General features: G+C 69.2%; 24 protein-coding genes. 17 read left to right on the plus strand and 7 right to left on the minus strand.

The window, feature by feature from the left end; all coding sequences use genetic code 11:
- Positions 1-10: 10 nt before the first annotated feature.
- Positions 11-712, minus strand: a complete 702-nt coding sequence (locus tag Q0599_RS20895) for a haloacid dehalogenase type II (RefSeq protein WP_298833881.1) — start codon at positions 710-712, stop codon at positions 11-13.
- Between the two features lie 106 nt (positions 713-818).
- Here Q0599_RS20895 and Q0599_RS20900 point away from each other — a divergent pair, with 106 nt between their 5' ends.
- Positions 819-1736, plus strand: coding sequence for a LysR family transcriptional regulator (locus Q0599_RS20900; protein ID WP_298833884.1), 918 nt, complete (start codon positions 819-821; stop codon positions 1734-1736).
- Between the two features lie 57 nt (positions 1737-1793).
- Here the strand turns inward: Q0599_RS20900 and Q0599_RS20905 are convergent, their stop codons facing one another.
- Both Q0599_RS20905 and Q0599_RS20910 read right to left on the minus strand, forming a co-directional pair.
- Entirely contained in the window at positions 1794-2084 is a 291-nt protein-coding gene (locus Q0599_RS20905; protein WP_298833887.1) for a PsiF family protein, read from the minus strand.
- 144 nt (positions 2085-2228) lie between these two features.
- Positions 2229-3593, minus strand: a complete 1365-nt coding sequence (locus Q0599_RS20910) for a serine/threonine-protein kinase (RefSeq protein WP_298833890.1) — start codon at positions 3591-3593, stop codon at positions 2229-2231.
- A 168-nt stretch (positions 3594-3761) separates the two neighbouring features.
- Here Q0599_RS20910 and argS point away from each other — a divergent pair, with 168 nt between their 5' ends.
- The 7 genes from argS to Q0599_RS20945 all read left to right on the plus strand — a co-directional run bounded on the left by argS (position 3762) and on the right by Q0599_RS20945 (position 11267).
- Positions 3762-5474: an arginine--tRNA ligase gene (gene argS, locus Q0599_RS20915; RefSeq protein WP_298833894.1), complete on the plus strand. Its 1713-nt coding sequence runs from the start codon at positions 3762-3764 to the stop codon at positions 5472-5474.
- The gene (locus tag Q0599_RS20920; RefSeq protein WP_298833897.1) at positions 5471-6094 is read left to right on the plus strand and encodes an SPOR domain-containing protein; all 624 of its coding nucleotides are present in this window, start codon (positions 5471-5473) and stop codon (positions 6092-6094) included. Before argS ends, Q0599_RS20920 begins: the two co-directional genes overlap by 4 nt.
- Before the next feature lie 91 nt (positions 6095-6185).
- Positions 6186-6827, plus strand: coding sequence for a thiol:disulfide interchange protein DsbA/DsbL (locus Q0599_RS20925; RefSeq protein WP_298833900.1), 642 nt, complete (start codon positions 6186-6188; stop codon positions 6825-6827).
- An 86-nt stretch (positions 6828-6913) separates the two neighbouring features.
- On the plus strand, positions 6914-7585 hold the full coding sequence (gene lptA / locus Q0599_RS20930) for a lipopolysaccharide transport periplasmic protein LptA (RefSeq protein WP_298833903.1): 672 nt from the start codon (positions 6914-6916) through the stop codon (positions 7583-7585).
- A gap of 8 nt (positions 7586-7593) precedes the next feature.
- Positions 7594-8355, plus strand: coding sequence for an LPS export ABC transporter ATP-binding protein (lptB, locus tag Q0599_RS20935; RefSeq protein ID WP_298833906.1), 762 nt, complete (start codon positions 7594-7596; stop codon positions 8353-8355).
- 7 nt (positions 8356-8362) lie between these two features.
- Entirely contained in the window at positions 8363-9919 is a 1557-nt protein-coding gene (locus Q0599_RS20940; RefSeq protein WP_298833909.1) for an RNA polymerase factor sigma-54, read from the plus strand.
- A gap of 88 nt (positions 9920-10007) precedes the next feature.
- Positions 10008-11267 (plus strand): THUMP domain-containing protein, encoded by a 1260-nt coding sequence (locus Q0599_RS20945; RefSeq protein WP_298833912.1) that lies wholly within the window; start codon positions 10008-10010, stop codon positions 11265-11267.
- 15 nt (positions 11268-11282) lie between these two features.
- Here Q0599_RS20945 and Q0599_RS20950 read toward each other — a convergent pair whose 3' ends face one another.
- From Q0599_RS20950 to Q0599_RS20965, 4 genes are read right to left on the minus strand one after another with little or no spacing between them, the layout of a single operon-like run.
- Complete coding sequence (locus Q0599_RS20950) at positions 11283-12452, minus strand: MFS transporter (RefSeq protein WP_298833915.1); 1170 nt, start codon at positions 12450-12452, stop codon at positions 11283-11285.
- Positions 12449-13186, minus strand: a complete 738-nt coding sequence (locus Q0599_RS20955) for a 16S rRNA (uracil(1498)-N(3))-methyltransferase (protein WP_298833918.1) — start codon at positions 13184-13186, stop codon at positions 12449-12451. Before Q0599_RS20955 ends, Q0599_RS20950 begins: the two co-directional genes overlap by 4 nt.
- Positions 13186-13944, minus strand: a complete 759-nt coding sequence (locus tag Q0599_RS20960; protein ID WP_298833921.1) for a 5'-methylthioadenosine/adenosylhomocysteine nucleosidase — start codon at positions 13942-13944, stop codon at positions 13186-13188. The genes Q0599_RS20955 and Q0599_RS20960 overlap by 1 nt, the downstream gene beginning before the upstream one ends.
- Positions 13945-13980: 36 nt before the next feature.
- Entirely contained in the window at positions 13981-15654 is a 1674-nt protein-coding gene (locus tag Q0599_RS20965; protein WP_298833923.1) for a long-chain-fatty-acid--CoA ligase, read from the minus strand.
- Positions 15655-15863: 209 nt separating this feature from the next.
- On the opposite strand from Q0599_RS20965, the gene Q0599_RS20970 reads away from it, so the two are divergent.
- From Q0599_RS20970 to Q0599_RS21010, 9 genes are all read left to right on the plus strand, one after another.
- On the plus strand, positions 15864-16667 hold the full coding sequence (locus Q0599_RS20970; protein WP_298833926.1) for a FadR/GntR family transcriptional regulator: 804 nt from the start codon (positions 15864-15866) through the stop codon (positions 16665-16667).
- A complete protein-coding gene (locus Q0599_RS20975; protein WP_298833929.1) occupies positions 16664-17692 on the plus strand; it encodes an L-idonate 5-dehydrogenase in 1029 nt (342 codons plus the stop codon). Before Q0599_RS20970 ends, Q0599_RS20975 begins: the two co-directional genes overlap by 4 nt.
- Positions 17693-17750: 58 nt before the next feature.
- Positions 17751-18722: a sialic acid TRAP transporter substrate-binding protein SiaP gene (locus tag Q0599_RS20980; protein ID WP_298833932.1), complete on the plus strand. Its 972-nt coding sequence runs from the start codon at positions 17751-17753 to the stop codon at positions 18720-18722.
- A 1-nt stretch (position 18723) separates the two neighbouring features.
- Positions 18724-19287 carry a TRAP transporter small permease gene (locus Q0599_RS20985; protein WP_298833935.1) on the plus strand — a complete coding sequence of 188 codons (564 nt, stop codon included), beginning with the start codon at positions 18724-18726 and terminating at the stop codon, positions 19285-19287.
- 16 nt (positions 19288-19303) lie between these two features.
- Positions 19304-20698, plus strand: a complete 1395-nt coding sequence (locus tag Q0599_RS20990; RefSeq protein WP_298833937.1) for a TRAP transporter large permease — start codon at positions 19304-19306, stop codon at positions 20696-20698.
- Positions 20699-20725: 27 nt separating this feature from the next.
- On the plus strand, positions 20726-21478 hold the full coding sequence (locus Q0599_RS20995; protein WP_298833940.1) for an SDR family oxidoreductase: 753 nt from the start codon (positions 20726-20728) through the stop codon (positions 21476-21478).
- A 15-nt stretch (positions 21479-21493) separates the two neighbouring features.
- Positions 21494-22360, plus strand: a complete 867-nt coding sequence (locus Q0599_RS21000; protein ID WP_298833943.1) for a fumarylacetoacetate hydrolase family protein — start codon at positions 21494-21496, stop codon at positions 22358-22360.
- 90 nt (positions 22361-22450) lie between these two features.
- Entirely contained in the window at positions 22451-23974 is a 1524-nt protein-coding gene (locus Q0599_RS21005; RefSeq protein ID WP_298833946.1) for a UxaA family hydrolase, read from the plus strand.
- 308 nt (positions 23975-24282) lie between these two features.
- Positions 24283-24747 carry a CreA family protein gene (locus Q0599_RS21010; RefSeq protein WP_298833949.1) on the plus strand — a complete coding sequence of 155 codons (465 nt, stop codon included), beginning with the start codon at positions 24283-24285 and terminating at the stop codon, positions 24745-24747.
- Positions 24748-24759 lie beyond the last annotated feature (12 nt).

The raw sequence follows: 24759 nt of genomic DNA on the forward strand, positions 1-24759 counted from the left end.
CCTCGATGCGTCAAGGGTTCGGAAAGAAGTCCAGCACGTCGCGCAGGCTGTTGCCGATGCGCGTCGGCGCGGTGTCGAGTTGTTCGAGCGGCAGGCCCGCACGGTTCACCCACAAGGTGGTGTAGCCGTACCAGGTCGCGCCGATGGCGTCCCAGCCGTTGCTGGAGACGAACAGGATGTCGCGCGCAGGCAGGCCCAGCGCCTGCGGTCCGATCGCGTAGGCGGCCGGGTCGGTCTTGTACTTGCGCAAGGCGTGCACGCTGAGCACGTGGTCGAGCAGGCCGGAAAAGCCGGCGCTCTTGACGGCGACGCCGAGCATCTCGGGGTCGCCGTTGGAGAGGATGCCGGCCGGGATACCGCGCGCCTTGAGTGCCTGCAGCACCTCGCGGTTCTCCGGGAATGCCGAGAGGTGCCGGTACTGGTTCATCAGCCGCTCCTCGGCGCCGCGGTCCAACGCCAGCCCCAGGCGCTGCGCGGCGAAGCGCAGGCCGGCACGCGTCAGATCCCAGAACGGCCGGTACTGTCCGCTCATCGAGGTCAGGCGCGTGTATTCGATCTGCTTGTCGCGCCAGAGTACGGCGAGCGCGTCGCCTTGGCCGGGAAACAGCTGCTCGGCGAGCAAGCCGACGCTGTAGACGTCGAACAGCGTGCCGTAGGCATCGAAGAGGACTGCGCGCGGCGCGGGCAAGGCATTTCCTGGCGTGGATTCCATGACGCAAATCTATTCCACGTGCACAACAACATTAATAGCGCGAAAAGTCGTGGATTTGTGACGCCAGCGGCGGAATCTACGCACCCCCCGCGCATAATCCCGCCCCATGGACCGGCTGAAGCAGATCGAATCTTTCGTTTCGGTGGCGGCGCGTGGCAGCCTGACGGCAGCGGCCCATGCCGAGGGTGTGGCGCCGGCGGTGATCGGGCGCCGCATCGACGCGCTGGAGGAGCGGCTGGGCGTGAAGTTGCTCGTGCGCACCACGCGCAAGATCACCTTGACCCACGAGGGCAGCGCCTACCTGGAGGACTGCCAACGTCTGCTCGCCGACCTCGCCAACGCCGAGGCCAGCGTCAGCGCCGGCGGCGTGAAGGCAAGTGGCTACCTGCGCGTGACCGCGCCGGCCGGCTTCGGCCGCCGCCATGTCGCGCCGCTGGTGCCGCGCTTCATCGAACAGCATCCCGACGTCAACGTGTCACTGAACCTCAGCGACCGGGTGGTGGACATCGTCAACGAGAGCTACGACTGCGCGGTACGTGTCGGCGACCTGCCCGACTCGAGCCTGATCAGCGTGCGCATGGCCGACAACCGGCGGCTGTGCGTGGCCACACCCGCCTACCTGAAGCGCGCGGGCACGCCCAAGCACCCGAACGACCTGTTGCGCCACGAGTGCCTGACTCTCAGTTCGGACGCCAGCCAGACGCGCGGCTGGGCCTTCGTGGTCGACGGCGCGGTGACGCACCTTCGCCCGAGCGGTCGACTCGACTGCAGCGACGGCCAGGTGCTGCACGACTGGTGCGTGGCCGGCCTCGGCATCGCATGGCGCTCGACGTGGGAAGTGGAGCAGGAGGTCGCCAGCGGCCGGCTGGTGACGGTGCTCGACGACTTTGCCGCGCCGCCGAACGGCATCTATGCGGTGTTCCCGCACGCCAAGCATCTGCCGCTGCGCGTGCGGCTGTGGATCGACTTCCTCAAGCACACCTACGGCGATGCGGCCTACTGGCGGCAGCCCGTCGCGGCCTGAAACGGACGGGCCCGGCGCGCCGGCCGGGCCCGAGGTCGCACGGTCAGCCCGGCGGCGTCACTTGCTGAGACATTCCTTCATGAACGCCTTGCGCTCGTCGCCCTTCATCTCGCCGGCCTCCTGATTGCAGGTCTTCATCTTCTCCTGCTGGGTCGGCTTCTTCGCCGACAGGCACTGCTGCATGAACGCCTTGCGCTCGTCGCCCTTCATCTCGCCGGCCTCCTTGTTGCAGGTGGCCATCTTGGTCTGCTGAGCGGTGGCCTTGGGGGCGCTGGCCGCATCGGCGGCATAGGCCGGCGCAAGGAACGCCGACATGGCCAGAGCCGCGAGGGTGATCGTCTTCTTCATGGATTCTGCTTCTCCGTGTGGGCTGGGTGGACGCTGCGGATTGGAGCATCGTGCCCGGCCCGCGGCTGTGGAGGAAACGCGCCAGCCCGTCTCCCGGCATACAGGGAGTCTCGACTGATTCAAGCGGCGGCCCGGCCGCCCGGCTCAGAGGATGCGCCGCGGGTGGGCCAGAGCCTCGTGGGCGGCGTGCAGCCGCCGCACCAGCACGCGGATGAATCCCTCGTCGAACAGGTGCCGGCAGCCCGGGCTCAGCTGGGCCAGCGTGTCCGGCGTGAAGGAGATGGTGGTCGCCGTCTCGGTGACGATCACGTCGGTGCTGTGGCGGCGCAGGTCGGGGCTGGGAGCCAGGTAGGCCATCTCGCCCACCGAGGTGCCAGCGCCCAGCTGGGCGACCTTCTGCCCGTCGCGGAACACCTCGAGCTCGCCCTTGGCGATGATGTGGAAGGTGTTGCCCTCCTCGCCCTTGCGGTACAGCGCGTGGCCGAAGTCGTGCCGCTGCCACCGGGCCCGGTGCACCACCTCCCACAGCTCGACATCGCCGAAGTTGGCGAAGAAGTCCAGCGAGCGCAGCAGCGTGAAGCGCTCCGAGTCGAGTACGCCCTGCAGCTGCCCGCGCGGCACATGCTGGTGGCTAATCAGGCCCGACAGCGCCTGCGCAAACTCGTCCCAGTCGCGGTAGCGCTTGCCCGGATCCTTCGCCAGCGCGCGCTGGATCACCGCGTCCACCGTGGGCGCCACGCCGGCGCGCAGCTGGCTCAACGGCGGCGGGGCCTGCTGGTAGATCTGGTGCATCATCGCCGACTGCACCTGCGCGTCGAAGGGCGGGCGCCCGGCGATGAGGTGGTAGAGCACGGCGCCGAGCGAGTAGATGTCGGCACGGCAGTCCAGCGCTGCGCCGTCGAGCTGCTCCGGCGACATGTAGGCCAGCGAGCCGACGCGGTAGACCTGCGTCACGTCCGACGCGAGGTTGAGCACGCTGCCGAAGTCGGTCACCTTGACGTCGGTGACGGCGCCATGGGTCAGTGTCACCAGCAGGTTGGCCGGCTTCACGTCGCGGTGGATGAGCCCCTGGCGGTAGACGTAGCCCAGCGCCATCGCGCACTTGAAGCCGAGCTCGACGATCAGCTCCAGCGACAGCAGCTGGTCGGCGCGGCAGTACGGCCGCAGTGTGTTGCCCGGCACGTACTCCATCACCAGGTAGGGTTCCACCGGGTCGGGCACGGCGTCGTAGATCTGCACGACGTTCGGGTGCTTGAGCCGTCCAACCAGCGCAGCCTCGGCAGCGAAGAATCGCTCGAAGAAGCGGCCATCGCGCACGTCGCCGAAGGCCACCGGGCGCACGCGCTTGATCGCGACGTCCATGCCCTGGAAGTCGTCGTGGCAGAGGAAGACCTCGCTGGTGGCACCCTCGCCCAGCTTGCGCAGCACACGGTACTTGCCGATCAGGGCCGGCAGGTCCGGTGCGTCGCTCGCCGGGCGCTCGGGGCGGGAGATGGATGTGGTAGTCATGGGCACGGCCGGCGACACGACGATGATTCCACAGCCGCGGACCTTGGGTACACCCGATATGGCGCAGGAATTCCTCTCATTCCTCGCTGTCGACGTGCACCGCCATGCAACGGTTTGTGTCCGCCCCTGCGTCCTGGCTGCGCGAGGGTCGCGCCATAGAATCCGCGCATGATCCAAGCCAGACAGGACCTGCTCGCCGCGCTTGCGAACGCGATCGCCGAAGTCAGCCCGGGCACCGGCGTGGCCGCGGCGTTCGAGTCGCCCAAGCAGGCCGCGCACGGCGACCTCGCCTGCACCGCCGCGCTGCAGTTGGCGCGGCCACTGAAGAAGAACCCGCGCGAGGTGGCCGCCGCCCTGATCGACGCGCTGGATCGCCAGGCGGCGGTGCAGCGCTGGGTGGCCGCGATGGAGATCGCCGGTCCGGGCTTCGTCAACCTCCGACTGCGCGATGCCGCGCGTCAGGCCGTCGTCGCCGAGGTGCTGCACGGTGGCGACGACTTCGGCCGGGCCGCGCCCAATGGCCTGCCCGTGCTGGTGGAGTTCGTCTCGGCCAACCCCACCGGCCCGCTGCACACCGGACACACGCGCCAAGCCTGCCTCGGCGACGCGATCTGCAACCTGCTCGACTGGCAGGGCTGGCGGGTGACGCGCGAGTTCTACTACAACGACGCGGGCGTGCAGATCGGCACGCTGGCCGCGTCGGTGCAGGCCCGCCTGCGGGGCCTCAAGCCCGGCGACGCGGGCTGGCCCGAGGCCGCGTACAACGGCGACTACATCGCCGACGTGGCCGCCGACTTCGCCGCGCGCAAGACCGTGCACGCCGACGACCGCGAGTTCACCGCCTCCGGCCACACCGAAGACCTCGAAGGCATCCGCCAGTTCGCCGTCGCCTACCTGCGCCACGAGCAGGACCTCGACCTCAAGGCACTGGGCGTGCGCTTCGACCATTACTACCTCGAGTCCAGCCTGTACACCAGCGGCCGCGTCGAGGACACCGTCAAGCGCCTCGTCGCCGCCGGCAAGACCTACGAAGACGGCGGCGCCCTGTGGCTGCGCACCACCGAATACGGCGACGACAAGGACCGCGTGATGCGCAAGTCCGACGGCAGCTACACCTACTTCGTGCCCGACGTCGCCTACCACCTGGCCAAGCACGAGCGCGGCTTCGGTAAGGCGATCAACATCCAGGGCGGCGACCACCACGGCACCATCGCCCGCGTGCGCGCCGGCGTGCAGGCGGCCGGCGCCGGGGTGCCGCCCGGCTACCCCGACTACGTGCTGCACAAGATGGTCACGGTCATGAAGGGCGGCGAAGAGGTGAAGATCTCCAAGCGCGCCGGCAGTTACGTGACGCTGCGCGACCTGGTCGACTGGACCGGCCGCGATGCAGTGCGCTTCTTCATGCTCAGCCGCAAGGCCGACACCGAGTTCGTCTTCGACGTCGACCTGGCGCTGAAGCGCAACGACGAGAACCCGGTCTTCTACGTGCAGTACGCACACGCGAGAATCTGCTCGGTGATCCAGCAGTTCGTCGACAAGGGCGGCGTGCTGGGGGTGCTGCACGATGCCGACCTGACGCGCCTGACCGCGCCCAGCGAAGCGGCGCTGATGCTCAAGCTGGCCGAGTTCCCCGCCGTGCTGTCAGGCGCAGCGGCCGAACTCGCGCCGCACGACATTGCCTTCTACCTGCGCGACGTGGCCGGCGCCTTCCACAGCTACTACGCCAACGAGCGCTTCCTCGTCGACGATGCCGAGCTGGCACGCGCACGCATTGCGCTGCTCTCGGCCACGCGTCAGGTGCTGCGCAACGCGCTCGCGGTGCTGGGTGTGTCCGCCCCGCAACGCATGGACCGGGAACAACCCGCGCTGGAGACCGCATGAAGAGACAACGTGGCGGATTCGCCATGGGCCTGATCGTGGGCCTGCTGGTCGGTCTGGCGCTTGCGCTGGCCGTGGCCCTGTACGTGACCAAGGTGCCGGTTCCCTTCGTCAACAAGGTGCCGCAACGCACCGCCGAGCAAGACGCGGCCGAAATGGAGAAGAACAAGAACTGGGATCCGAACGCCGGGCTGTCCAAGCCGGTCGGACCCAAGTCGCCGGTGGCCGGCGCCAGCGCGCCGGTGACGGCCGCGCCGGCGACGGCGCCGGGCGCACCGCCGGTGGCCGCCGCGCCCAGGGCCTCGGCGCCGGCCAGCGCGCGCGACCCGGCGGCGATCCTCTCGGCACGCGAGACCAGCACCGTCAGGCCGACGCCGGCCGCCGACCCGTTCAACTACTTCGTGCAGGCCGGCGCCTTCGCCCGGCCGGAGGACGCCGAGCAGCAGCGGGCGCGCCTCGCGATGATGGGCTTCGAGGCGAAGGTCAGCGAGCGGGAGCAGTCGGGCCGCACCGTCTACCGCGTGCGCATCGGCCCGTTCCCGCGCAAGGACGACGCCGACGGCGCGAAGGAAAAGCTGGCCAGCGCGGGCGTCGAAACGGCGCTGGTGCGCGTGCAGAAGTGAGCGACGTCAAACGGTCTGATTGAACTTTCCGGCAAACGACCCTGTCTGGCCACAGAATCGAGCCATCGCACCCGACGAAGAGATGATCAAAATGCAACGACGCGAGTTCTCCGCCGCCCTGCTGGGCGCCAGCACCCTGGGCCTGGGTCTGCCCGCCTCCGCACAAGGCGGCCCGGTCGAGGGCACGCACTACGTGCGGCTCGGCCAGCCCCTGCCGGTCACGGCGCCGGCCGGCAAGGTCGAGGTGATCGAGTTCTTCTGGTACGGCTGCCCCCACTGCAACGCCTTCGAGCCCATGCTCGAGGCCTGGGTGAAGAAGCTGCCCGACTACGTGGCCTTCCGCCGCGTGCCGGTGCAGTTCCGCGAGGAGCCCTTCGGCACCCACCAGCGCATCTACTACGCGCTGGAAGCGCTGGGGCAACTGGACGCAATGCACCGCAAGGTGTTCTACGCCATCCACAACGACCGCCAGAAGCTCGACAAGCCGGCCGACATCGCCGCGTTCATGAGCAAGAACGGATTGGACGGCGCCAAGGTCGTCGAAGTGATGGGTTCCTTCGCCGTGCAGACCAAGGCGCGCCAGGCCAAGCAACTGGCCGAGGCCTACAAGATCGACGGCGTGCCGGCGATCGGCATCCAGGGCCGCTTCTACACGTCGGGCAGCATGGCCGGCGGCCAGGACAAGATGCTGCTGGTGACCGAGTTCCTGATCGGGGCCTCGCGCAAGGGCTGATCGGCTGCACCGCGCGTGTCGCGTCGCGGGTTCGTCGGGTTCGCCCGGCGGGGCGACTCGTGGGCTAGAATGCTTATGCAAGTTTCATGCCCTCGATCCCGACGCTTCCGATGCCCTTCCTCAGGCCCTCTTCCCGCCACCTGCGTGGCGCCCTGCTCATGCTGGCCGCGCTGGCGGGTGCAGACGCAGCGAATGCTGAAAAGGCCGACCGTTTCAAACCCTTGAACGTCGAGGCCGACCAGCCGGGCCGCATCGACCTGCTCAACCAGCATGTCGTCTTCAACGGCAACGTCGTCGTCACGAAGGGCACGATGACCATCCGTGCCGGGCGCATCGAGGTGCGCGAGACGCCCGAGGGCTACCACAATGCGGTGGCGATCGGCGCGGCGAACAAGCCGGCCACCTTCCGCCAGAAGCGCGACGGCGTGGACGAGTGGATCGAAGGCGAGGCCGAGCGTCTCGAGTACGACGGCAAGAACGACACCATCCGCTTCGTCACCAACGCGGCGGTGCGCCGCCTGCGGGGCAACACGGTGGCCGACGAGATCGCCGGCAACGTCGTCAGCTACAACAGCATCGAGGAAGTGTTCAGCGTCTCCGGTGGTGCCGCCGCCACGCCCACCAACCCCAGCGGCAGGGTGCGCGCCGTGCTGACGCCGCGCGAGGGCAGCACCGCCGCTGCCGAGGCGGCTGCCGCCGCCGCGTCGCAACCGGCACCGCCGCTGCGCCTGAGCCCCGCGCTCGGGGGCCCGAAATGAACCCCGCCATGAGCGCCGCCGCGCCACGCGCGCACCGGCTCGAAGCCAACGGCCTGCAGAAGTCCTACGGTGTGCGCAAGGTGGTGAAGGACGTGCGCCTGGCGGTGGACAGCGGCGAGGTGGTCGGCCTGCTCGGCCCCAACGGCGCCGGCAAGACGACCAGCTTCTACATGATCGTCGGCCTTGTGCGCGCCGACGCGGGCGAGATCAGCATCGAGGGCCAGCGCGTCGAGCGGCTGCCCATCCACCTGCGCTCCCGCCTGGGCCTGTCCTACCTGCCGCAGGAGGCGTCGATCTTCCGCAAGCTCACGGTGGAGGAGAACATCCGCGCCGTGCTCGAGCTGCAGCTCGACAAGGACGGAAAGCCTCTGCGCGAGGCGCAGATCGACCAGCTGCTTGACGGCCTGCTGCATGACCTTTCGATCGAGAAGCTGCGCAGCGTGCCCGCCCCGGCACTGTCCGGCGGGGAGCGTCGCCGCGTGGAGATCGCGCGCGCGCTGGCCACGCAGCCGCGTTTCATCCTGCTCGACGAGCCCTTCGCAGGCGTCGACCCGATCGCCGTGCTGGAGATCCAGCGCATCATCAGCTTCCTCAAGGCGCGCGGCATCGGCGTGCTGATCACCGATCACAACGTGCGCGAGACGCTGGGCATCTGCGACCGCGCCTACATCATCAGCGAGGGCACCGTGCTGGCCGAAGGCACGCCCTCCGAGATCGTCGAGAACGCGGACGTGCGCAAGGTCTATCTCGGCGAGCATTTCCGCATGTGACCGGGCCATGAAGCCATCCCTCCAGGTCCGCCTCTCGCAGCATCTGGCACTGACGCCACAGCTGCAGCAGTCGATCCGTCTGCTGCAGCTGTCCACGCTCGAACTCCACCAGGAGGTCGAGCAGATGCTGGAACAGAACCCTTTCCTCGAGGCCGACGAGGACGGCCCCACGCCCTTCGAGCCGCTGGTCGAGCGCACCAGCGCCGCCGAGCGCGCCGGCGAGCGCGAGACCGAGCGCTCCGCCGAATCCGGCAGCGAGGCGGCCGACGAAGCGCCAGGGCTGGACAGCGCCGAGCTCGGCACCACCGAGCGCGACGACTGGGAGAACGGCACCGAGCGCGACGATTTCGACGGCATCGGCGAGACGCCGAGCAAGTCCGCCGGCCAGGGCGAGAGCGACGATTTCGATGGCGCCGAGCGGGACGCCGCGCTGCCGACGCTGCAGGACCACCTGCGCGAGCAGCTCTCGGGCATGCGCCTGTCGGAGCAAGACGCCGCCTCGGTGCTGGTGCTGATCGAGTCGCTCACCGACGACGGCTACCTTGCCGACCCGATCGAGGAGATCGCGGCGCAGTTGCTCGGCGCGGACGCCGACGACGAATCGCTGGAGGCACTGGTCGACCAGCTGCGCTGCGGCCTGCGCTTCCTGCAGAGCATGGAGCCCACCGGCGTGGGCGCAGCCAACCTGTCCGAGTGCCTGATCCTGCAGCTGCGCGCCTTGCCGCGCAGCGAGGCGCAGATGGTCGCGATCATCGTCTGCAAGAGCCACCTGGACCTGCTGGCGCGGCGCGACCTGAAGAAGCTGGTCGCCGCCACCGGCGCCGACGAAGACCTGCTCAAGCAGGCGCAGGCACTGATCGTCGCCTGCGAACCCAAGCCGGGCCGCCCGTTCGCGCGCGCCGAGGCCAACATCATCGTGCCCGACGTGATCGTGCAGAAGTCGGGGCGCAGCTGGAAGGTCACGCTCAACCCCGACGTGATGCCGCGGCTGCGCATCAACGACCTCTACGCCAACGCGATCCGCCAAGGCCGCGGCAGCGGCAGCGGCGGCGGCGGCGGCGCCGGGATGAACGGCGCCGGCGCCGGGCTGAACGCACGGCTTCAGGAGGCGCGCTGGTTCATGAAGAACATCCTGCAGCGCTTCGACACCATCCAGCGCGTCTCGCAGGCCATCGTCGAACGGCAGAAGAGCTTCTTCACGCACGGCGAGATCGCCATGAAGCCGCTGGTGCTGCGCGAGATCGCCGACGAGCTGGGCCTGCACGAATCGACCATCTCGCGCGTGACCACGGCCAAGTACATGTCGACGCCCTTCGGCACCTTCGAGCTGAAGTACTTCTTCGGCTCGTCGCTGAACACCGACGCCGGCGGCAACGCCTCGAGCACTGCGGTGCGTGCGCTGATCAAGCAGCTGGTCGCCGCCGAGGACGTGAACAAGCCGCTGTCGGACAGCCAGATCTCGCAGATGCTCGAGGAGCAGGGCATCCAGGTCGCACGCCGCACGGTGGCGAAGTACCGCGAGGCCCTGAAGATCGCGCCCGCGAACCTGCGCAAGGCGATGTGATGGCGCCCCCAAGCTCGCTTCGTTCGCGCCCCCCCGTGGGGGAGCAGGCCGCGCTTGGGGCGGCCCGGCGCGCGGCCTGACGCGTTCCATGCCTCTCCCGCTGTTCCTGCCCTGCGCGGCCGGCGTCGAGGAATGGCTCGCCGAGGAAATTGCGCGGGTGCTTCCCGGCGCGCGCCTGCGCGTGGCGCGCGGCGGCGTCGGTCTCGACGGCGATCCGCGCGAGGTGATGCTGCTGAACCTCGAGTCGCGACTCGCCCAGCGCGTGCTGATCGAGGTGGCCGAGGGCGCGTACCGTGACGAGGATGACCTCTATGCCCTCGCGCAGGGCGTGGACTGGCTGCAATGGATCACCCCTCGCCACACGCTGCGCGTGGACACCACCGCGCAGAAGAGCCCGCTGAAGAGCCTGAACTTTGCCGCGCTGCGCATCAAGGACGCGGTGTGCGACCAGCTTCGCGAAGCCACCGGCGAGCGCCCCAGCGTCGACACGCGCCACCCCGATCTTCCCCTGCTGCTGCACGTCGGCACCGAGCGGGCCTCGCTGTACGTCGACAGCTCCGGCGAGCCGCTGTTCAAGCGCGGCTGGCGCGAGGACAAGGGCGACGCGCCGCTGAAGGAGACGCTCGCTGCCGCCATGCTGGCCGCCGCCGGCTGGCGCGGCACGCCGGAGGCCGGCGGCGCGCTGCACGATCCGTGCTGCGGCTCCGGCACCATTGCCATCGAGGCCGCCCAGATCGCTTGCGGGATCGCACCGGGCCTGCAGCGCCGCTTCGCGTTCGAGCGTCTGCTGCCCTTCGGCGGGCCGCGCGAGCGTGCGTTGTGGCAGACGCTGAAGGTCGAGGCGAAGGCGCGCATTCATGCGAGTGCCGTGCCCATCCACGCCAGCGACGTGTCCTTCCGCATGGTCGACTTCGCACGGCGCAACGCGCAGCGTGCCGGCGTCGAGGCCTCCATCACCTTCAACGGCGGCGACGCGCTGGAGCGCCCCGCGCCCGCGCTGCCCGAGGGCTTGCCGGGCACCCTCGTGCTCAACCCGCCCTATGGCGAGCGCATCGAGGTCGGCGGCAAGGCGGCGCGGCCGTCGGCGCAGGACCGCCCGGACGACAACAAGTCCATGCCGAGCGACTTCTTCGCCCGCCTGGCCTCGCACTGGAAGCAGGCCTACACGCGCCACGCCGCGGGTTGGACCGCCTGGGTGCTCAGCCCCGACATGAAGCTGCCGAGCGCGATGCGGCTGAAGGAGAGCCGCCGCATCCCGATGTGGAACGGGCCGATCGAGTGCCGGCTCTACCGCTTCGACCTCGTCGCCGGATCGGCACGCGGCGCGCGGTCGGAACGGCAGCCGTAGCGCATCGCGGGGTGCTCAGGCGGCCGCCACCCCGCGCCGGCGCCGCGCCAGCCAGGCGATCGCCGCGCCGGTCATCACCACCGGCACGATCGAGCCCAGGTTCAGCCAGGTCCAGCCCTGGGTGGTGACCAGCGCGCCCGAGCCCAGCGAGGTCAGCGTCATGGTCGACAACACCGCGGTGTCCATCGCCGCCTGGGCGGTGGTCTTCTCCTCGGGCCGGTAGGCCTGGGTGAGCAGCGTCGTGCCGCCGACGTAGAGGAAGTTCCATCCCACGCCGAGCGCGAACAGCGCGACGAGGAACTGCATCAGTTCCACCCCTGTCAGCGCCACCGCGATGCAGACGGCGTTGAGCAGCACGCCCGCGGCCATCACCGACAGCACGCCGAAGCGCCTGATCAGCGAGCCGGTGAAGAAGCTGGGCACGAACATCCCCAGCACATGCCATTCGAGCACCAGCGCGGCGCTGGAGAACGGGTGCGCGCACTGCGACATCGCGATCGGCGTCGCCGCCATCAGCAGGTTCATCACGCCGTAGCCGAGCGCGCAGCCGGTCACCGCAACGATGAACACCGGTTGGCGCGCGATCTCGCGCAGCGGCCTGCCGGGGTGCGCGGCGTTCGGTTGTGGCAGCGGCGGGAAGCGGACGAACGAGATCGTCAGCAGCGACAGCAGCGCCACGCCCACCAGCGACGCGTAGGCACCGGCGAAGGCCACCGGCAGCGCGTCACGCGTGGCGCTGGCCAGGTTGGGTCCGACCACGGCGCCGAGGATGCCGCCGGCCAGCACCCAGGAGATCGCACGTTCCTTGAAGGCCGGCTCGACCAGTTCGGCGGCTGCGAAGCGGTACAGCGCGGCGTTGGCGTTGTAGTAGCCGGCCACCAGCGTGGCGACGACGAGCAGCCAGAAGTTCTGCAACGAAGCTGCATAGGCGCACAGGGCCGTGGACGCCATCGCCACCAGCAGACCGAGCTGGAAGGCGCGCCTGCGTCCGTAGGCGCGCTGGTGACGCGCCACCAGCGAGGCGCACAGCGCGCCACCGGCCACGTAGCCGGCGACCGGTAGCGTCGCCATCCACGGCTGCGGCGCGATCGAGAGCCCGACCAGCCCGTTGATGGCGATGAAGGTGACGTTGTTGGTGAGGAAGAAGCCCTGGCACAGCGCCAGCAGCAGAAGCTGGAGGTTCAAGCGAGTCCTTCGAGGCTGATCGCCAGATGCGCCAGCAGCGCGAGAGGTGCCGTGTCGGCCCGCAGCGTGCGCGCGCCGAGCGACACCGGGATGAAGCCGCGCCGTCGTGCCGCCTCTTCCTCGGCCTCGCTCAGGCCGCCCTCCGGGCCGCTGAGGGCGGTGAGCTCGCCGAAACTGCCGGCCGCGGGCAGGGTGCCGGCATCGCGCAGGCTGAGCACGAGGCGCGGCTGCGCGGTCGCTGCGGCCAGGCCGGCGAGCCAGTCCGGCAGGCTGCGCACCGGCGCGACCACGGGCACGCGCGTGCGGCCGCACTGCTCGCAGGCCGCCACCGCCACGGCCTGCCAGTGCTGCACCTTCCGCTCGGCGCGCTCGCCCGCCAGACGCAGCACCGATCGTTCGCACACGAGCGGCTGGAGCGCCGCGACGCCGAGTTCGCAGGCCTTCTCGACCAGCACATCCATGCGCTCGTTGGCCGGCATGCCCACCGCGAGCGTCACCGCCGCCGGCAGCTCGCGCGACACCTCGTCGAACGCACCGATGCGCACGCGCACCTCGCGCCGGCCGATCTGCAGCACCCGCGCAGCCCACTCGCCGCCGCGGCCGTCGAACAGCGTCAGCGCCGCGCCGGGTTGCAGGCGCAGCACCTGGACGTGGCGCCCCGCGCCCTCGGGCAGCCCGGTCTCCAGTCCCTCGTGCAGCGGCAGCGGCACATGCAGTCGCGGCGGGGCGGCCATCAGTCGGCGCGGCCCGACAGCCAGGTGGCGAGGATCTCGCGCGTGTAGACGCTGGCCACTTCGGCGATGAAGCGCTTGAAGTCGACATGCGCGCTGTCGTCGGCGCGGTCGGAAACGGTGCGGATCACCGCGAAGGGCCGGCCGAAGTCGGCGCAGACCTGCGCCAGCGCCGCGCCTTCCATCTCGACGGCCAGGGCGTCGGGCAGATCGCCGCGCAGCGCCTCGCTCTCGGCGGCGGTGGCGATGAAACGGTCGCCGCTGACCACCAGGCCCTGGTGCAGCAGCGGGCTGTCGATGCCGAAGTCGGCCAGATGCGCCTCGCCGATGCGCTCGGCGGCGTGGTTGAGGCAGTGCAGCGCCGCGGCGGCGAGCGAGTCGCTCAGATCGGCGTCGGTGGGAAAGCGCGAGCGGCCGGTCAGCGGCACTTCGTAGCGCGGAAACAGCGGTGAGGCGTCCATGTCGTGCTGCAGCAGCTCGCGCGCGATCACCACATCGCCCACGCGCACGCCCGTGCCAAGTCCGCCGGCCGAGCCGGTGAAGACGATGCGCTGCACGTCGACTTCCTGCAGCAGCAGCGCCGCGGTGGTGGCCGCCGCCACCTTGCCGATGCCCGAGAGCACCATCACCACCGGCTGGCCCTGCATCTGGCCGAAGTGGAAGCTGCGGCCGGCGAAATCGGCCCGTTGCGGCTTCTCGAGGACGGGCAGCAACGCCCGAAGCTCCTCGTGCATGGCGCTGACGATGGCGATGCGGCTCATGCGATCAGTGTCGCACGAGGGGAAAGACCTGGACGCTCAGCCCTTGTCCCTGAGCTCCCGCCGCAGGATCTTGCCCACCGGCGTCTTCGGCAGTTCGGCGCGAAACTCCACCACCTTGGGCCGCTTGTAGCCGGTCAGGTGGGCCTCGCAGTACGAGCGCACGTCGGCCTCGGTGACGGCCGGGTTCTTCTTCACGATGACCAGCTTCACCGCCTCGCCGGCCTTCTCGTCCGGGATGCCTATGGCCGCGCACTCGAGGATGCCATCCATCTGCGTGACCACGTCCTCGACCTCGTTCGGGTAGACGTTGAAGCCGCTGACCAGGATCATGTCCTTCTTGCGGTCGACGATCCTGAAGTAGCCGCGCTCGTCGGCCACGCCGATGTCGCCGGTGCGGAAGAAGCCGTCGGCGGTCATCACCTTGGCGGTCTCGTCGGGGCGCTGCCAGTAGCCGGCCATCACCTGCGGACCGCGGATCGCGATCTCGCCGGGCGTGCCGACGGGCACCTCCTTGCCGTCGTCGTCGAGCAGCGTCAGCTCGGTGTTCGGCATCGGCAGGCCGATATTGCCGCTGTACGCGGTGCTGTCCACCGGGTTGCAGGTCGCCGACGGCGAGGTCTCGGACAGCCCATAGCCTTCGACGATCGGGCAGCCTGTCTTCTCCAGCCACAGCTTGGCGGTGGCGCTCTGCACCGCCATGCCGCCGCCCACCGAGATCACCAGGCTGCTCCAGTCCACCGTGCCGAACTCGGGGTGATTGGCCATCGCGTTGAACAGCGTGTTCACCGCCGGGAAGCTGTGGAACTTCTCGCGCGCCAGGTCCTTGAACATCGCCGGCAGGTCGCGCGGGTTGGCGATCAGGATGTTGCAGCCGCCCATGCGCATGGACAGCATCATGTTCGTGTTGAAGCCGAAGATGTGGTACAGGGGCAGCGCGCAGACGGTGTTGATCTGTTCGCCCTTCGGGATCTTCTTCAGCGCCGGCTGGTACCACGCCTCCGCCTGCAGGATGTTGGCCACGAGGTTGCGGTGCAGCAGCACCGCGCCCTTGCTGACGCCGGTGGTGCCGCCGGTGTACTGCAGCACGGCGATGTCTTCCGGGCCGACCTGCGCCGGCGTGAAGGTCTTGCCGCGTCCCTGCGAGAGCGCGTCGTTGAACCTCACGGCGCCGGGCAGCTCGAAGGCCGGCACCAGCTTCTTCACCTTGCGCACCACGTAGTTGACGATCAGCGACTTCGGGAAGCCGAGCATGTCGCCCAGCGCGGTGAGGATGACCTTCTTCGTCGGCACCGCACTCATCACCTGCTGCAGCACGTGGGCGAAGTTCTCGACGATGATGATCGCCTTCGCGCCCGAGTCCTTCAGCTGGTGCTCCAGTTCGCGCGGCGTGTACAGCGGGTTGACGTTGACCACCACGTAGCCGGCGCGCAGCACCGCCGCCACTGCGACCGGGTACTGCGGCACGTTGGGCAGCATGATGGCGACGCGGTCGCCCTTGGCCAGGCCGAGCGACTGCAGGTAGGCGGCCAGGGCGCGCGAGGCTTCGTCCACCTGCGCGAAGCTGATCGCCTTGCCCATGAACTTGTACGCCGGCAGCGCCGCGTACTTCTTCAGGCTCTCCTCGAGCAGCGCCACCAGCGAGGCGTATTGCGCGACGTCGATGTTCGCCGGCACGCCCGCGGGGTACTGCTTCAACCAGTTCTTATCCATCACTCTCTCCAGGGGGCAGCGAGGATTCTGACGGAGCGCCGCAGGCGCCCTCCTAGGGTGTTTCGATACATGCAAACGGGCACGACGAACGTGCGCAGGGATCCCGGGCCACCCGGGTAATCCCGGCGTTGAGGGCAGCCGCGGCGCGCCCTATCCTCCGCCAATTGGTCAGGCCACTTGACCGCCTCCGACTCACCCCAGCTTCCGGCATGCCGCTGCAGACCATCGAGCCCCGCCGCCTGTACCGACAGATTGCCGATCAGCTGCGCGTGCTGATCGACGGCGGCGAGTTCCCAGCCGGCTCGCGCCTGCCGCCGGAGCGCGACCTCGCCGCGCAACTCGGCGTGTCGCGGCCCTCGGTGCGCGAGGCGCTGATCGCCCTCGAAGTCGAGGGGCGCGTCGAGGTGCGCATGGGCTCGGGCATCTACGTGCGCGCGGCCGACGCCGCGGCGCGCAGCGCGGCGCCGCTGCACGAGGCCGAGAGCCCGCTGGAAACCATCCGCGCGCGCGCCCTGATCGAGGGAGAGCTCGCCGCACAGGCCGCGCTGCACATGAAGCGCGCGCAGGTCGCCGGGCTGCGCGAGGCGATCGCGGTGATGGAGAAGGAGGCGGCGGCCGGGCAGACGCCTACCGAGGGCGACCGCCTGTTCCACACCCGCATCGCCGAGGCCAGCGACAACTCGGTGCTGCTGCGCATCGTCAGCGAGCTGTTCGACGAACGCCACAACCCATTGTTCGAGCAACTCGGCAGCCACTTCGAGACGGCACGCAGCTGGGCGACCGCGATCGAGGAGCACCGCGCCGTCGTCGACGCGATCGCCCATCAGTCGCCGCAGGACGCCCGCGCCGCGATGGCACGCCACCTCGCCAACTCGCACGACCGCTTCATGGCCAGCTGGCAGGCCGAGAACGAGGCGCCGGCCAAGCCGCGACGCCGTTCGGGCCGAGCTAAACCGCTGCGCGCCTCCATGGGCGCACGCCCGAGGCACTCGTCGGAAGGAGGGCGCTCATGACACTTGCTTGCCGCATCCACGCAGCGAAGGACCTTCGCCTCGACGACGTGCCGACACCCGCCCTCGGCGAACACGAGGTCGAACTGCGCCTGGGCGCCGGCGGCATCTGCGGCTCCGACCTGCACTACTTCGGCCACGGCCGCGTGGGCGCCTTCGTGCTGCGCGAGCCGCTCATTCCGGGGCACGAGGCCGCAGGCATCGTCGAGCGCATCGGCCCCAGCGTGACGCGCGTGAAGCCGGGCGACAAGGTCGCGGTGAACCCCTCGCATCCCTGCCGCCACTGCGACTACTGCCTCGGTGGGCGGTTCAACCTGTGCCGCAGCATGTTCTTCCTCGGCAGCGCCAGCGTGTTCCCGCATGCGCAGGGCCTGTTCCGCGAACGCTTCGTGCTCGGTGAGGCCCAGCTCACGCCGGTGCACGAGGACATCACGCTGGGCGAACTGGCCTGCGCAGAACCGTTGTCGATCGGCCTGCACGCCGTGCACCGCGCCGGCGTGCTGACCGGCAGGACGGTGCTGGTCACCGGCGGCGGCACCATCGGTAGCATGTGCGTGATCGCCGCGCGGCTGGCCGGCGCGGCCGAGGTGATCGTCTGCGACATCGCCGAGCGGCCGCTGGCCATCGCGAGGCAGGTCGGCGCCGACCGTCTGATCCGCAGCGACGGGGCCGACGCCGCCTCGCTGGCCGACATCGCCGACATCGCGATCGAAGCCGCCGGCAGCCCGGCGGCGCTGGCCACCTGCCTGGCCGCCACGCGTCGCGGCGGGCGCATCGTGCAGGTGGGCACGCTGCCGGCCGAGGGCCTGCACTTCCCGGCCAACAGCATCATGGCGCGCGAGCTCGACTACGTCGGCGCCTTCCGTGCCGCGCACGCCTTCGACTGGGCGGTGCAATACCTGCGCACGCGCCGCGTCGACGTGCGGCCGCTGCTGTCGGCCCAGCTGCCTCTGTCACGCGCCGCCGAAGCCTTCGAACTCGCCGCCGACCGCAGCCGCAGCACCAAGGTTCAGCTGGTCGCGGACTGAACCGCTTGCCGTCCACCCGATCCTCGCCACCAGAGCGTTCAACCCCAGGAGACAGACCATGAAACTCGTTTGGAAGGGCCTGCTGGCCGCCGTCACCCTCGCCGCCGCCGGTGGCGCCCTCGCACAGGCCAGGCAGCTCAAGTGGGCGCACGTCTACGAGACCAGCGAGCCGTACCACACCGAATCGGTGTGGGCGGCCGCCGAGATCAAGAAGCGCAGCAACGGCAAGTTCGACATCCAGGTCTTCCCCGCCAGTTCGCTCGGCAAGGAGACCGACATCAACCAGGGCATGACCCTGGGCACGGTCGACATGATCATCAGCGGCACCTCGTTCGCCGCACGCAGCTACCCTCGCCTGGGCATCGCCTACTACCCGTTCATCTTCCGCGACGGCGATCATCTGATCGCCTACAGCAAGAGCGACGTGTTCAAGGAGATGGTCGAGGGCTACCGCGCCAAGACCGGCATCCAGATCACCGCCTACACCTACTACGGCGCGCGCCACACGACGAGCCAGAAGCCGTTCACCGACTGCGCGGGCATGAAGGGCCTGAAGATCCGCGTGCCCGACGTGCCCGCGTACCGCGCCACGCCCGAGGCCTGCGGCGCCAACCCGACGCCGATCGCCTTCGCCGAGGTCTACCTCGCGTTGCAGAACGGCACCGTGGATGCGCAGGAGAACCCGCTGCCCACCATCGAAGCGAAGAAATTCTACGAGGTGCAGAAGCACATCATGCTGACCGGCCACATCGTCGACGGCCTGACGACGCAGGTCGCGCCGCACGTGTGGAACACCTTGTCCGACGCCGAGAAGAAGATGTTCACCGAGGTCACCCAGGAGGCCGCCGCGCGCGCCAGCGCCTTGATCAAGAAGCGCGAGGCCGAGCTCGTCGACGAGTTCAAGAAGAAGGGCCTGGGCGTGCACCAGATCAACCGCCAGAGCTTCGTCGACGCGGTGCTGAAGAACAAGCCGGTCGAGTCGCTCGGCTACGACAAGAAGGACTACGACCGCATCGTCTCGATCAAGTGACATGGACCTCGACGACGCGCCCCGCGTGATGGGGGACGACGGTGAATTCCACGCCCAGGATGAAGCCGTCGACCTCTCGCACACCACCCTCGAAGGCTGGGTCTCGCTGGCGATCTTCTGGGCGCTGGGCGGCGTCGTCTTCTACCAGTTCGTCACCCGCTACGTGCTGAACAATTCGGCCTCCTGGACCGAGGAGATCGCCCGATACCTGCTGATCGGCACGGTGTTCGTCGGCGCGTCCATCGGTGTGGCGAAAAACAACCACATCCAGGTCGACCTGCTGTACCGCTGGCTGCCACGCAAGGTCGGCCGCGCGATGGCGCTGGCGGTCGACGTGATCCGCATCGCCTTCTTCGCGGCGATGGTGGTGCTCACCGCGCAGATGATGCAGAAGATGGACAGCTACCAGATGACCATCATCGACCTGCCGATGAACATCGTCTACGGCGTCTGCCTGTTCGGCTTCGCGATGATGGCGGCCCGCTCGGTGTGGGTGATGAAGGTGCACTGGCAGCGCGGCTACAGCGTGCTGGAGCGGCCCGAAACCACCATGGAAGACCGTTGAAGGACAGGCCCGCATCATGCTGAAGATCGTCTTCCTGCTGCTGATGGCCGGAGGCGTCCCGGTGGCCATCGCGATGGCCGGGGCCTCGCTGATCTACATCCTGGCCAGCGGCACCATGCCGCCCTTCGCGGTGGTGCACCGCATGATCGGCGGCATCGACAGCTTCCCGCTGCTCGCCGTGCCCTTCTTCATCCTCGCCGGCAACCTGATGAACAACGCCGGCATCACGAACCGCATCTACAACTTCGCGCTCGCGCTGGTCGGCTGGCTCAAGGGCGGGCTCGGCCACGTCAACGTGGTCGGCTCGGTGATCTTCGCCGGCATGAGCGGCACGGCGATCGCCGACGCCGCCGGCCTGGGCACCATCGAGATCAAGGCGATGAAGGACCACGGCTACGCCACCGAGTTCGCGGTCGGCGTGACCGCCGCCTCGGCCACGCTGGGCCCCATCATCCCGCCCTCGCTGCCCTTCGTGATCTACGCGATGATGGCGAACGTGTCGGTGGGCGCGCTGTTCCTCGCCGGCATCCTGCCCGGCGTGCTGATGGGCATCCTGATGATGGCCACCGTGGCCTACTTCGCGCACAAGCATGGCTGGGGCGGCGACATCAAGTTCTCCGGCGCTCGCTTCGGCAAGGCGATGATCGAGACGGCCGTGGTGGCCGGCTGGCCGCTCGCGGTTTACTGGATCGTTCAGGCCGGCGCGCAGCCGCAGCTCACCGTGGCGATCGCCCTGGTGCTGCTGTTCGCCGCCGACCGCTTCTTCCGCTTCCAGGCGGTGCTGCCGATCATGACGCCGGTGCTGCTCATCGGCGGCATGACCACCGGCCTGTTCACGCCCACCGAAGGCGCGATCGCGGCCTGCGTCTGGGCGATGGTGCTCGGCCTGGCCTGGTACCGCACGATGAGCTGGAAGATGTTCGTCAAGGTCTGCCTCGACACGGTGGAGACCACCGCGACGGTGATGTTCATCGTCGCCGCTGCGTCGATCTTCGGCTGGATGCTCACCGCCACCGGTGTCACGGCGCAGATCGCCGGCTGGGTGCTGTCGGTGACCAAGGAGCCCTGGCTGTTCCTGCTGATGGCCAACCTGCTGATGCTGTTCGTCGGCTGCTTCCTCGAGCCGACGGCGGCGATCACCATCCTGGTGCCCATCCTCTTGCCGATCGCGCGGCAGCTGGGCATCGACCCGGTGCACTTCGGCCTGATCATGGTGCTCAACCTGATGATCGGCCTGTTGCACCCGCCGATGGGCATGGTGCTGTTCGTGCTGGCCCGCGTGGCCAAGCTCAGCGTCGAGCGCACGACGATGGCCATCCTGCCCTGGCTGGTGCCGCTGCTGGGCAGCCTGATCCTGCTGACCTACGTGCCGTCGGTGTCGCTGTGGCTGCCGCGCCTGATGGGCCTGTGAATTCCCTCATCCCTGGAGAGCTTTGACATGACCGCAAGACTGGCCGGCAAGACGGCCTTCGTCACCGCCGCCGGACAGGGCATCGGCCGCGCCATTGCCGAGGCGTTCGCGCGCGAAGGCGCGACGGTGTTTGCCACCGACCTGAACGAGTCGCTGCTTGCCGCCCTGAAGGCGCCGGGCCTCGTGGCACGCCGGCTCGACGTGCTCGACCCCGCCGCCATCGCCGCCGCGGCGAAGGAGGCCGGCGCGGTGGACGTGCTCGTCAACGCCGCCGGCTTCGTGCACGCCGGCACGGTGCTCGAGTGCAGCGAGGAGGACTGGAACTTCGCCTTCGACCTCAACGTGCGCTCGCAATTCCGCACCATCAAGGCCTTCCTGCCGGGCATGCTGGCCAAGGGCGGCGGCTCGATCATCAACCTGGCGTCGGTGGCCGGCAGCCTCAAGGGCGCTCCGAATCGATTCGTCTACGGCAGCACCAAGGCGGCGGTGATCGGCCTGACCAAGGCGGTGGCGGCCGACTTCATCACCCGAGGCATCCGCTGCAATGCGATCTGCCCGGGCACGGTGGAGTCGCCCTCCTTGCGCGAGCGCATCGCGGCGCAGGCCGCGGCGAGCGGGCAGACGCTCGAACAGGTCGAGGCCGCCTTCATCGCACGCCAGCCCATGGGGCGGCTCGGGCGCGTCGACGAGATCGCCGCGCTCGCGGTGTATCTTGCGAGCGACGAAGCCTCGTTCACCACCGGCACGGCCCAAGTCATCGACGGCGGCTGGTCCAACTGACTCGAAGAGACCGACATGAAGCTGATGAGATACGGCGCGAAAGGCGCCGAGAAGCCCGCCCTGCTCGACGCGCAGGACCAGGTGCGCGACCTTTCCGGTGTGCTTGCCGACATCACCGCGCACACGCTCACGCCCAAGGGCTTGGACCGGCTGCGCGCGCTCGACCCGGCGACGCTGCCGCTGGTCGAGAAGCCCGGACGCATCGCGCCGCCGTGGAGTGGCTGCGAGAAGTTCCTCTGCATCGGCCTGAACTACGCCGACCACGCGGCCGAATCGAACCTGCCGATCCCCAAGGAGCCGATCCTCTTCATGAAGCCGATCAGCGCGCGAGTCGGGCCGAACGACCCCGTGGTGCTGCCTCAGGGCTCGGTGAAGAGCGACTGGGAGGTCGAGCTCGGCGTGGTCATCGGCAGCAAGGCCCGCTATGTCTCGGAGGCCGAGGCGCTCGCCCACGTCGCCGGCTACTGCGTGGTCAACGACGTCTCCGAGCGCGAATACCAGATCGAGCGCGGCGGCACCTGGGACAAGGGCAAGGGCTGCGACACCTTCGGCCCGGTCGGCCCCTGGCTGGTGACGTCCGACGAGGTGGGCGACCCGCAGAACCTGTCCATGTTCCTCGAGGTCAATGGCCACCGCTTCCAGAACGGCAGCACGAAGACGATGATCTTCGGCGTGGCGCAGCTCGTCAGCTACGTCAGCCGCTTCATGACGCTCTACCCCGGCGACCTGATCAGCACCGGCACGCCACCGGGCGTGGGCATGGGCGTGAAGCCGAATCCGGTGTACCTGAAGGCCGGCGACACCATCCGCCTGGGCATCGAGAAGCTGGGCGAGCAGAATCAGAAGGTCTATGCCTGGGACCCGGCAGTGATCGATGGTTGAGACGGCAACGAGACCGGCGCCGGGCCGCCCCAAGCCGGGCGAGGCCCCCACGGGGGTCCGTGAGAGGGACGCATCGAACCAGGGGCAGTCATGAGCGCCTTCATCCGCATCCACCCAGCCGACGATGTCGTCATCGCCAAACAGCAGCTGATCGGCGGCACGCAGCTGGAAGGCGAGGGCGTCACCGTGGCCGGCCTGATCCCGCCCGGCCACAAGGTGGCGGTGAGGCCGATCCGCGCCGGGCAGCCGGTGCGCCGCTACAACCAGGTCATCGGCACCGCCAAGGTCGACATCGCGCCGGGCCAGCACGTGCACACGCACAACCTGGAGTTCGCCAGCTTCGCGCGCGACTACGCCGCCGGCACCGGCACGCACCCGACCGAGTACGTGGCCGAGCCGGCCACCTTCCTGGGCATCGTCCGTCCCGATGGTCGGGTGGCGACGCGCAACTACCTGGGCGTGCTGACCTCGGTGAACTGCTCGGCCACCGCCGCGCGGGCGATCGCCGATCACTTCCGCCGAGACATCAACCCGCGCGCGCTGGAGCGCTTCCCGAACGTCGACGGCGTGGTCGCGCTGACCCACGGCGCCGGCTGCGCGACGGCCAGCGACGGCGAGCCGCTGCAGATCCTGCGCCGCACGCTCGGTGGCTACGCGCGCCACGCCAACTTCGCCGGCGTGCTGATGGTGGGCCTGGGTTGCGAGACGAACCAGATCGATGGCCTGCTCGAGCAGGAAGGGTTGCAGGAAGGTTCGCACCTGCAGACCTTCAGCATCCAGGACAGCGGCGGCACGAAGAAGACGGTGGCCAAGGGCATCGAGCTGGTCGAATGGATGCTGGAAGAGGCCAACCGCGTGCAGCGGGTGCCGGTGCCGGCCCGCCACATCACCGTGGGCCTTCAGTGCGGTGGCTCGGACGGCTATTCCGGCATCAGCGCCAACCCGGCGCTGGGCGCCGCCGTCGACCGGCTGGTGCGCCACGGCGGCACGGCCATCCTGTCCGAATCTCCCGAGGTCTACGGCGGCGAACACCTGCTGACGCGCCGCGCGGTCAGCCAGCAGGTCGCCGACAAGCTGATCGCCCGGTTGAAGTGGTGGGAGGACTACACCGCGCGCAACGGCGGCGAGATGGACAACAACCCCTCGGCCGGCAACAAGGCCGGCGGGCTGACCACCATCCTCGAGAAGAGCCTGGGCGCGATCGCCAAGAGCGGCACCACCAACCTGGTCGAGGTCTACGAGTACGCGCAAGCCGTCACCGCCCGCGGCCTGGTCTTCATGGACACGCCCGGCTACGACCCGGTGTCGGCCACCGGCCAGGTGGCTGGCGGCGCCAACCTGATCTGCTTCACCACCGGCCGCGGCTCGGCCTACGGCTGCGCGCCGTCGCCGTCGCTGAAGCTGAGCACCAACACCGCGTTGTGGCTCAAGCAGGAGGACGACATCGACATCAACTGCGGCGAAGTGGTCGACGGCACGGCGAGCATCGACGAGTTGGGCGAGCGCATCTTCCGGCTGATGCTGGAGACCGCCTCGGGCCGCAAGACGAAGAGCGAGCTGCACGGCTACGGGCAGAGCGAGTTCGTGCCCTGGCAGCTCGGCGCGGTGATGTAGGGGGGCTTGCACACCCACGGCCCCGGGGCTGGCACGAACTTCGCTGCACGTTGTTCATTCGAAGCTTGCAGGACCGGATCCCCGGCAAAGAGGCCCATTTGTGGCGTGCCAGGTGACCGGAAATCACATGAACGACAGGATTCGTCACCGCATGCCCCCCGCACCGAAGGGCCAGATGCCGAACTGGGCCCTGGTACTGTGCATCGTCAGCGCGATCGGGCTGGTCGCCCTGGCCCGCACCATCGTCTGAAGCAGGCGCCCGACACCGGCTCGGGTAGTCTCGGCCCCGTGACCACGGAGCCAAGACGATGAACAGATTCCTGCCCTGGGTGGCGCTCGCCGCCGCCGCCGGCGCGCACGCCGAACCGATCGGCGAAGTCGACACGGTCTTCAAGTGGATCGGTCCAGACCACAAGATCGTGGTCGATGCCTACGATGACCCCGACGTGACCGGCGTCACCTGTTACGTGTCGCGGGCCAAGACCGGAGGCATCAAGGGCGGCCTCGGATTGGCCGAGGACAAGTCCGAAGCCTCCATCGCCTGCCGCCAGACCGGACCGATCGCCTTCCCAAGACCGCTGCGCCAGCAGGACGAGATGTTCAGCGAACGCATCTCGCTGGTTTTCAAGAAGCTGCGCGTGGTGCGCATGGTCGACAAGGCGCGCAACACGCTGGTCTACCTGACCTACTCCGACCGCGTCATCGAGGGTTCGCCGCAGAACGGCGTCACCGCGGTGCCGGTCGACCGCGCCACACCGATCCCGCTGCGCTGAGCCACGCCGCCG

The sequence above is a fragment of the uncultured Piscinibacter sp. genome (genome assembly GCF_937952055.1).
Lineage (GTDB): Bacteria > Pseudomonadota > Gammaproteobacteria > Burkholderiales > Burkholderiaceae_C > Piscinibacter.

Excerpts from the sequence above, each read along its gene's own strand:
- Q0599_RS21010 (WP_298833949.1), top strand. The coding sequence starts at position 24,283 with ATGAACAGATTCCTGCCCTGGGTGGCGCTCGCCGCCGCCGCCGGCGCG.
- Q0599_RS20945 (WP_298833912.1), top strand. The coding sequence starts at position 10,008 with ATGCCTCTCCCGCTGTTCCTGCCCTGCGCGGCCGGCGTCGAGGAATGG.
- Q0599_RS20990 (WP_298833937.1), top strand. The coding sequence starts at position 19,304 with ATGCTGAAGATCGTCTTCCTGCTGCTGATGGCCGGAGGCGTCCCGGTG.
- Q0599_RS21000 (WP_298833943.1), top strand. The coding sequence starts at position 21,494 with ATGAAGCTGATGAGATACGGCGCGAAAGGCGCCGAGAAGCCCGCCCTG.
- Q0599_RS20910 (WP_298833890.1), bottom strand. The coding sequence starts at position 3,593 with ATGACTACCACATCCATCTCCCGCCCCGAGCGCCCGGCGAGCGACGCA.
- Q0599_RS20975 (WP_298833929.1), top strand. The coding sequence starts at position 16,664 with ATGACACTTGCTTGCCGCATCCACGCAGCGAAGGACCTTCGCCTCGAC.
- Q0599_RS20955 (WP_298833918.1), bottom strand. The coding sequence starts at position 13,186 with ATGGCCGCCCCGCCGCGACTGCATGTGCCGCTGCCGCTGCACGAGGGA.
- Q0599_RS20980 (WP_298833932.1), top strand. The coding sequence starts at position 17,751 with ATGAAACTCGTTTGGAAGGGCCTGCTGGCCGCCGTCACCCTCGCCGCC.
- Q0599_RS20925 (WP_298833900.1), top strand. The coding sequence starts at position 6,186 with ATGCAACGACGCGAGTTCTCCGCCGCCCTGCTGGGCGCCAGCACCCTG.
- Q0599_RS21005 (WP_298833946.1), top strand. The coding sequence starts at position 22,451 with ATGAGCGCCTTCATCCGCATCCACCCAGCCGACGATGTCGTCATCGCC.
- argS (WP_298833894.1), top strand. The coding sequence starts at position 3,762 with ATGATCCAAGCCAGACAGGACCTGCTCGCCGCGCTTGCGAACGCGATC.
- Q0599_RS20905 (WP_298833887.1), bottom strand. The coding sequence starts at position 2,084 with ATGAAGAAGACGATCACCCTCGCGGCTCTGGCCATGTCGGCGTTCCTT.
- Q0599_RS20995 (WP_298833940.1), top strand. The coding sequence starts at position 20,726 with ATGACCGCAAGACTGGCCGGCAAGACGGCCTTCGTCACCGCCGCCGGA.
- Q0599_RS20940 (WP_298833909.1), top strand. The coding sequence starts at position 8,363 with ATGAAGCCATCCCTCCAGGTCCGCCTCTCGCAGCATCTGGCACTGACG.
- Q0599_RS20965 (WP_298833923.1), bottom strand. The coding sequence starts at position 15,654 with ATGGATAAGAACTGGTTGAAGCAGTACCCCGCGGGCGTGCCGGCGAAC.
- Q0599_RS20920 (WP_298833897.1), top strand. The coding sequence starts at position 5,471 with ATGAAGAGACAACGTGGCGGATTCGCCATGGGCCTGATCGTGGGCCTG.
- Q0599_RS20985 (WP_298833935.1), top strand. The coding sequence starts at position 18,724 with ATGGACCTCGACGACGCGCCCCGCGTGATGGGGGACGACGGTGAATTC.
- lptA (WP_298833903.1), top strand. The coding sequence starts at position 6,914 with ATGCCCTCGATCCCGACGCTTCCGATGCCCTTCCTCAGGCCCTCTTCC.
- Q0599_RS20895 (WP_298833881.1), bottom strand. The coding sequence starts at position 712 with ATGGAATCCACGCCAGGAAATGCCTTGCCCGCGCCGCGCGCAGTCCTC.
- Q0599_RS20960 (WP_298833921.1), bottom strand. The coding sequence starts at position 13,944 with ATGAGCCGCATCGCCATCGTCAGCGCCATGCACGAGGAGCTTCGGGCG.
- lptB (WP_298833906.1), top strand. The coding sequence starts at position 7,594 with ATGAGCGCCGCCGCGCCACGCGCGCACCGGCTCGAAGCCAACGGCCTG.
- Q0599_RS20970 (WP_298833926.1), top strand. The coding sequence starts at position 15,864 with ATGCCGCTGCAGACCATCGAGCCCCGCCGCCTGTACCGACAGATTGCC.
- Q0599_RS20900 (WP_298833884.1), top strand. The coding sequence starts at position 819 with ATGGACCGGCTGAAGCAGATCGAATCTTTCGTTTCGGTGGCGGCGCGT.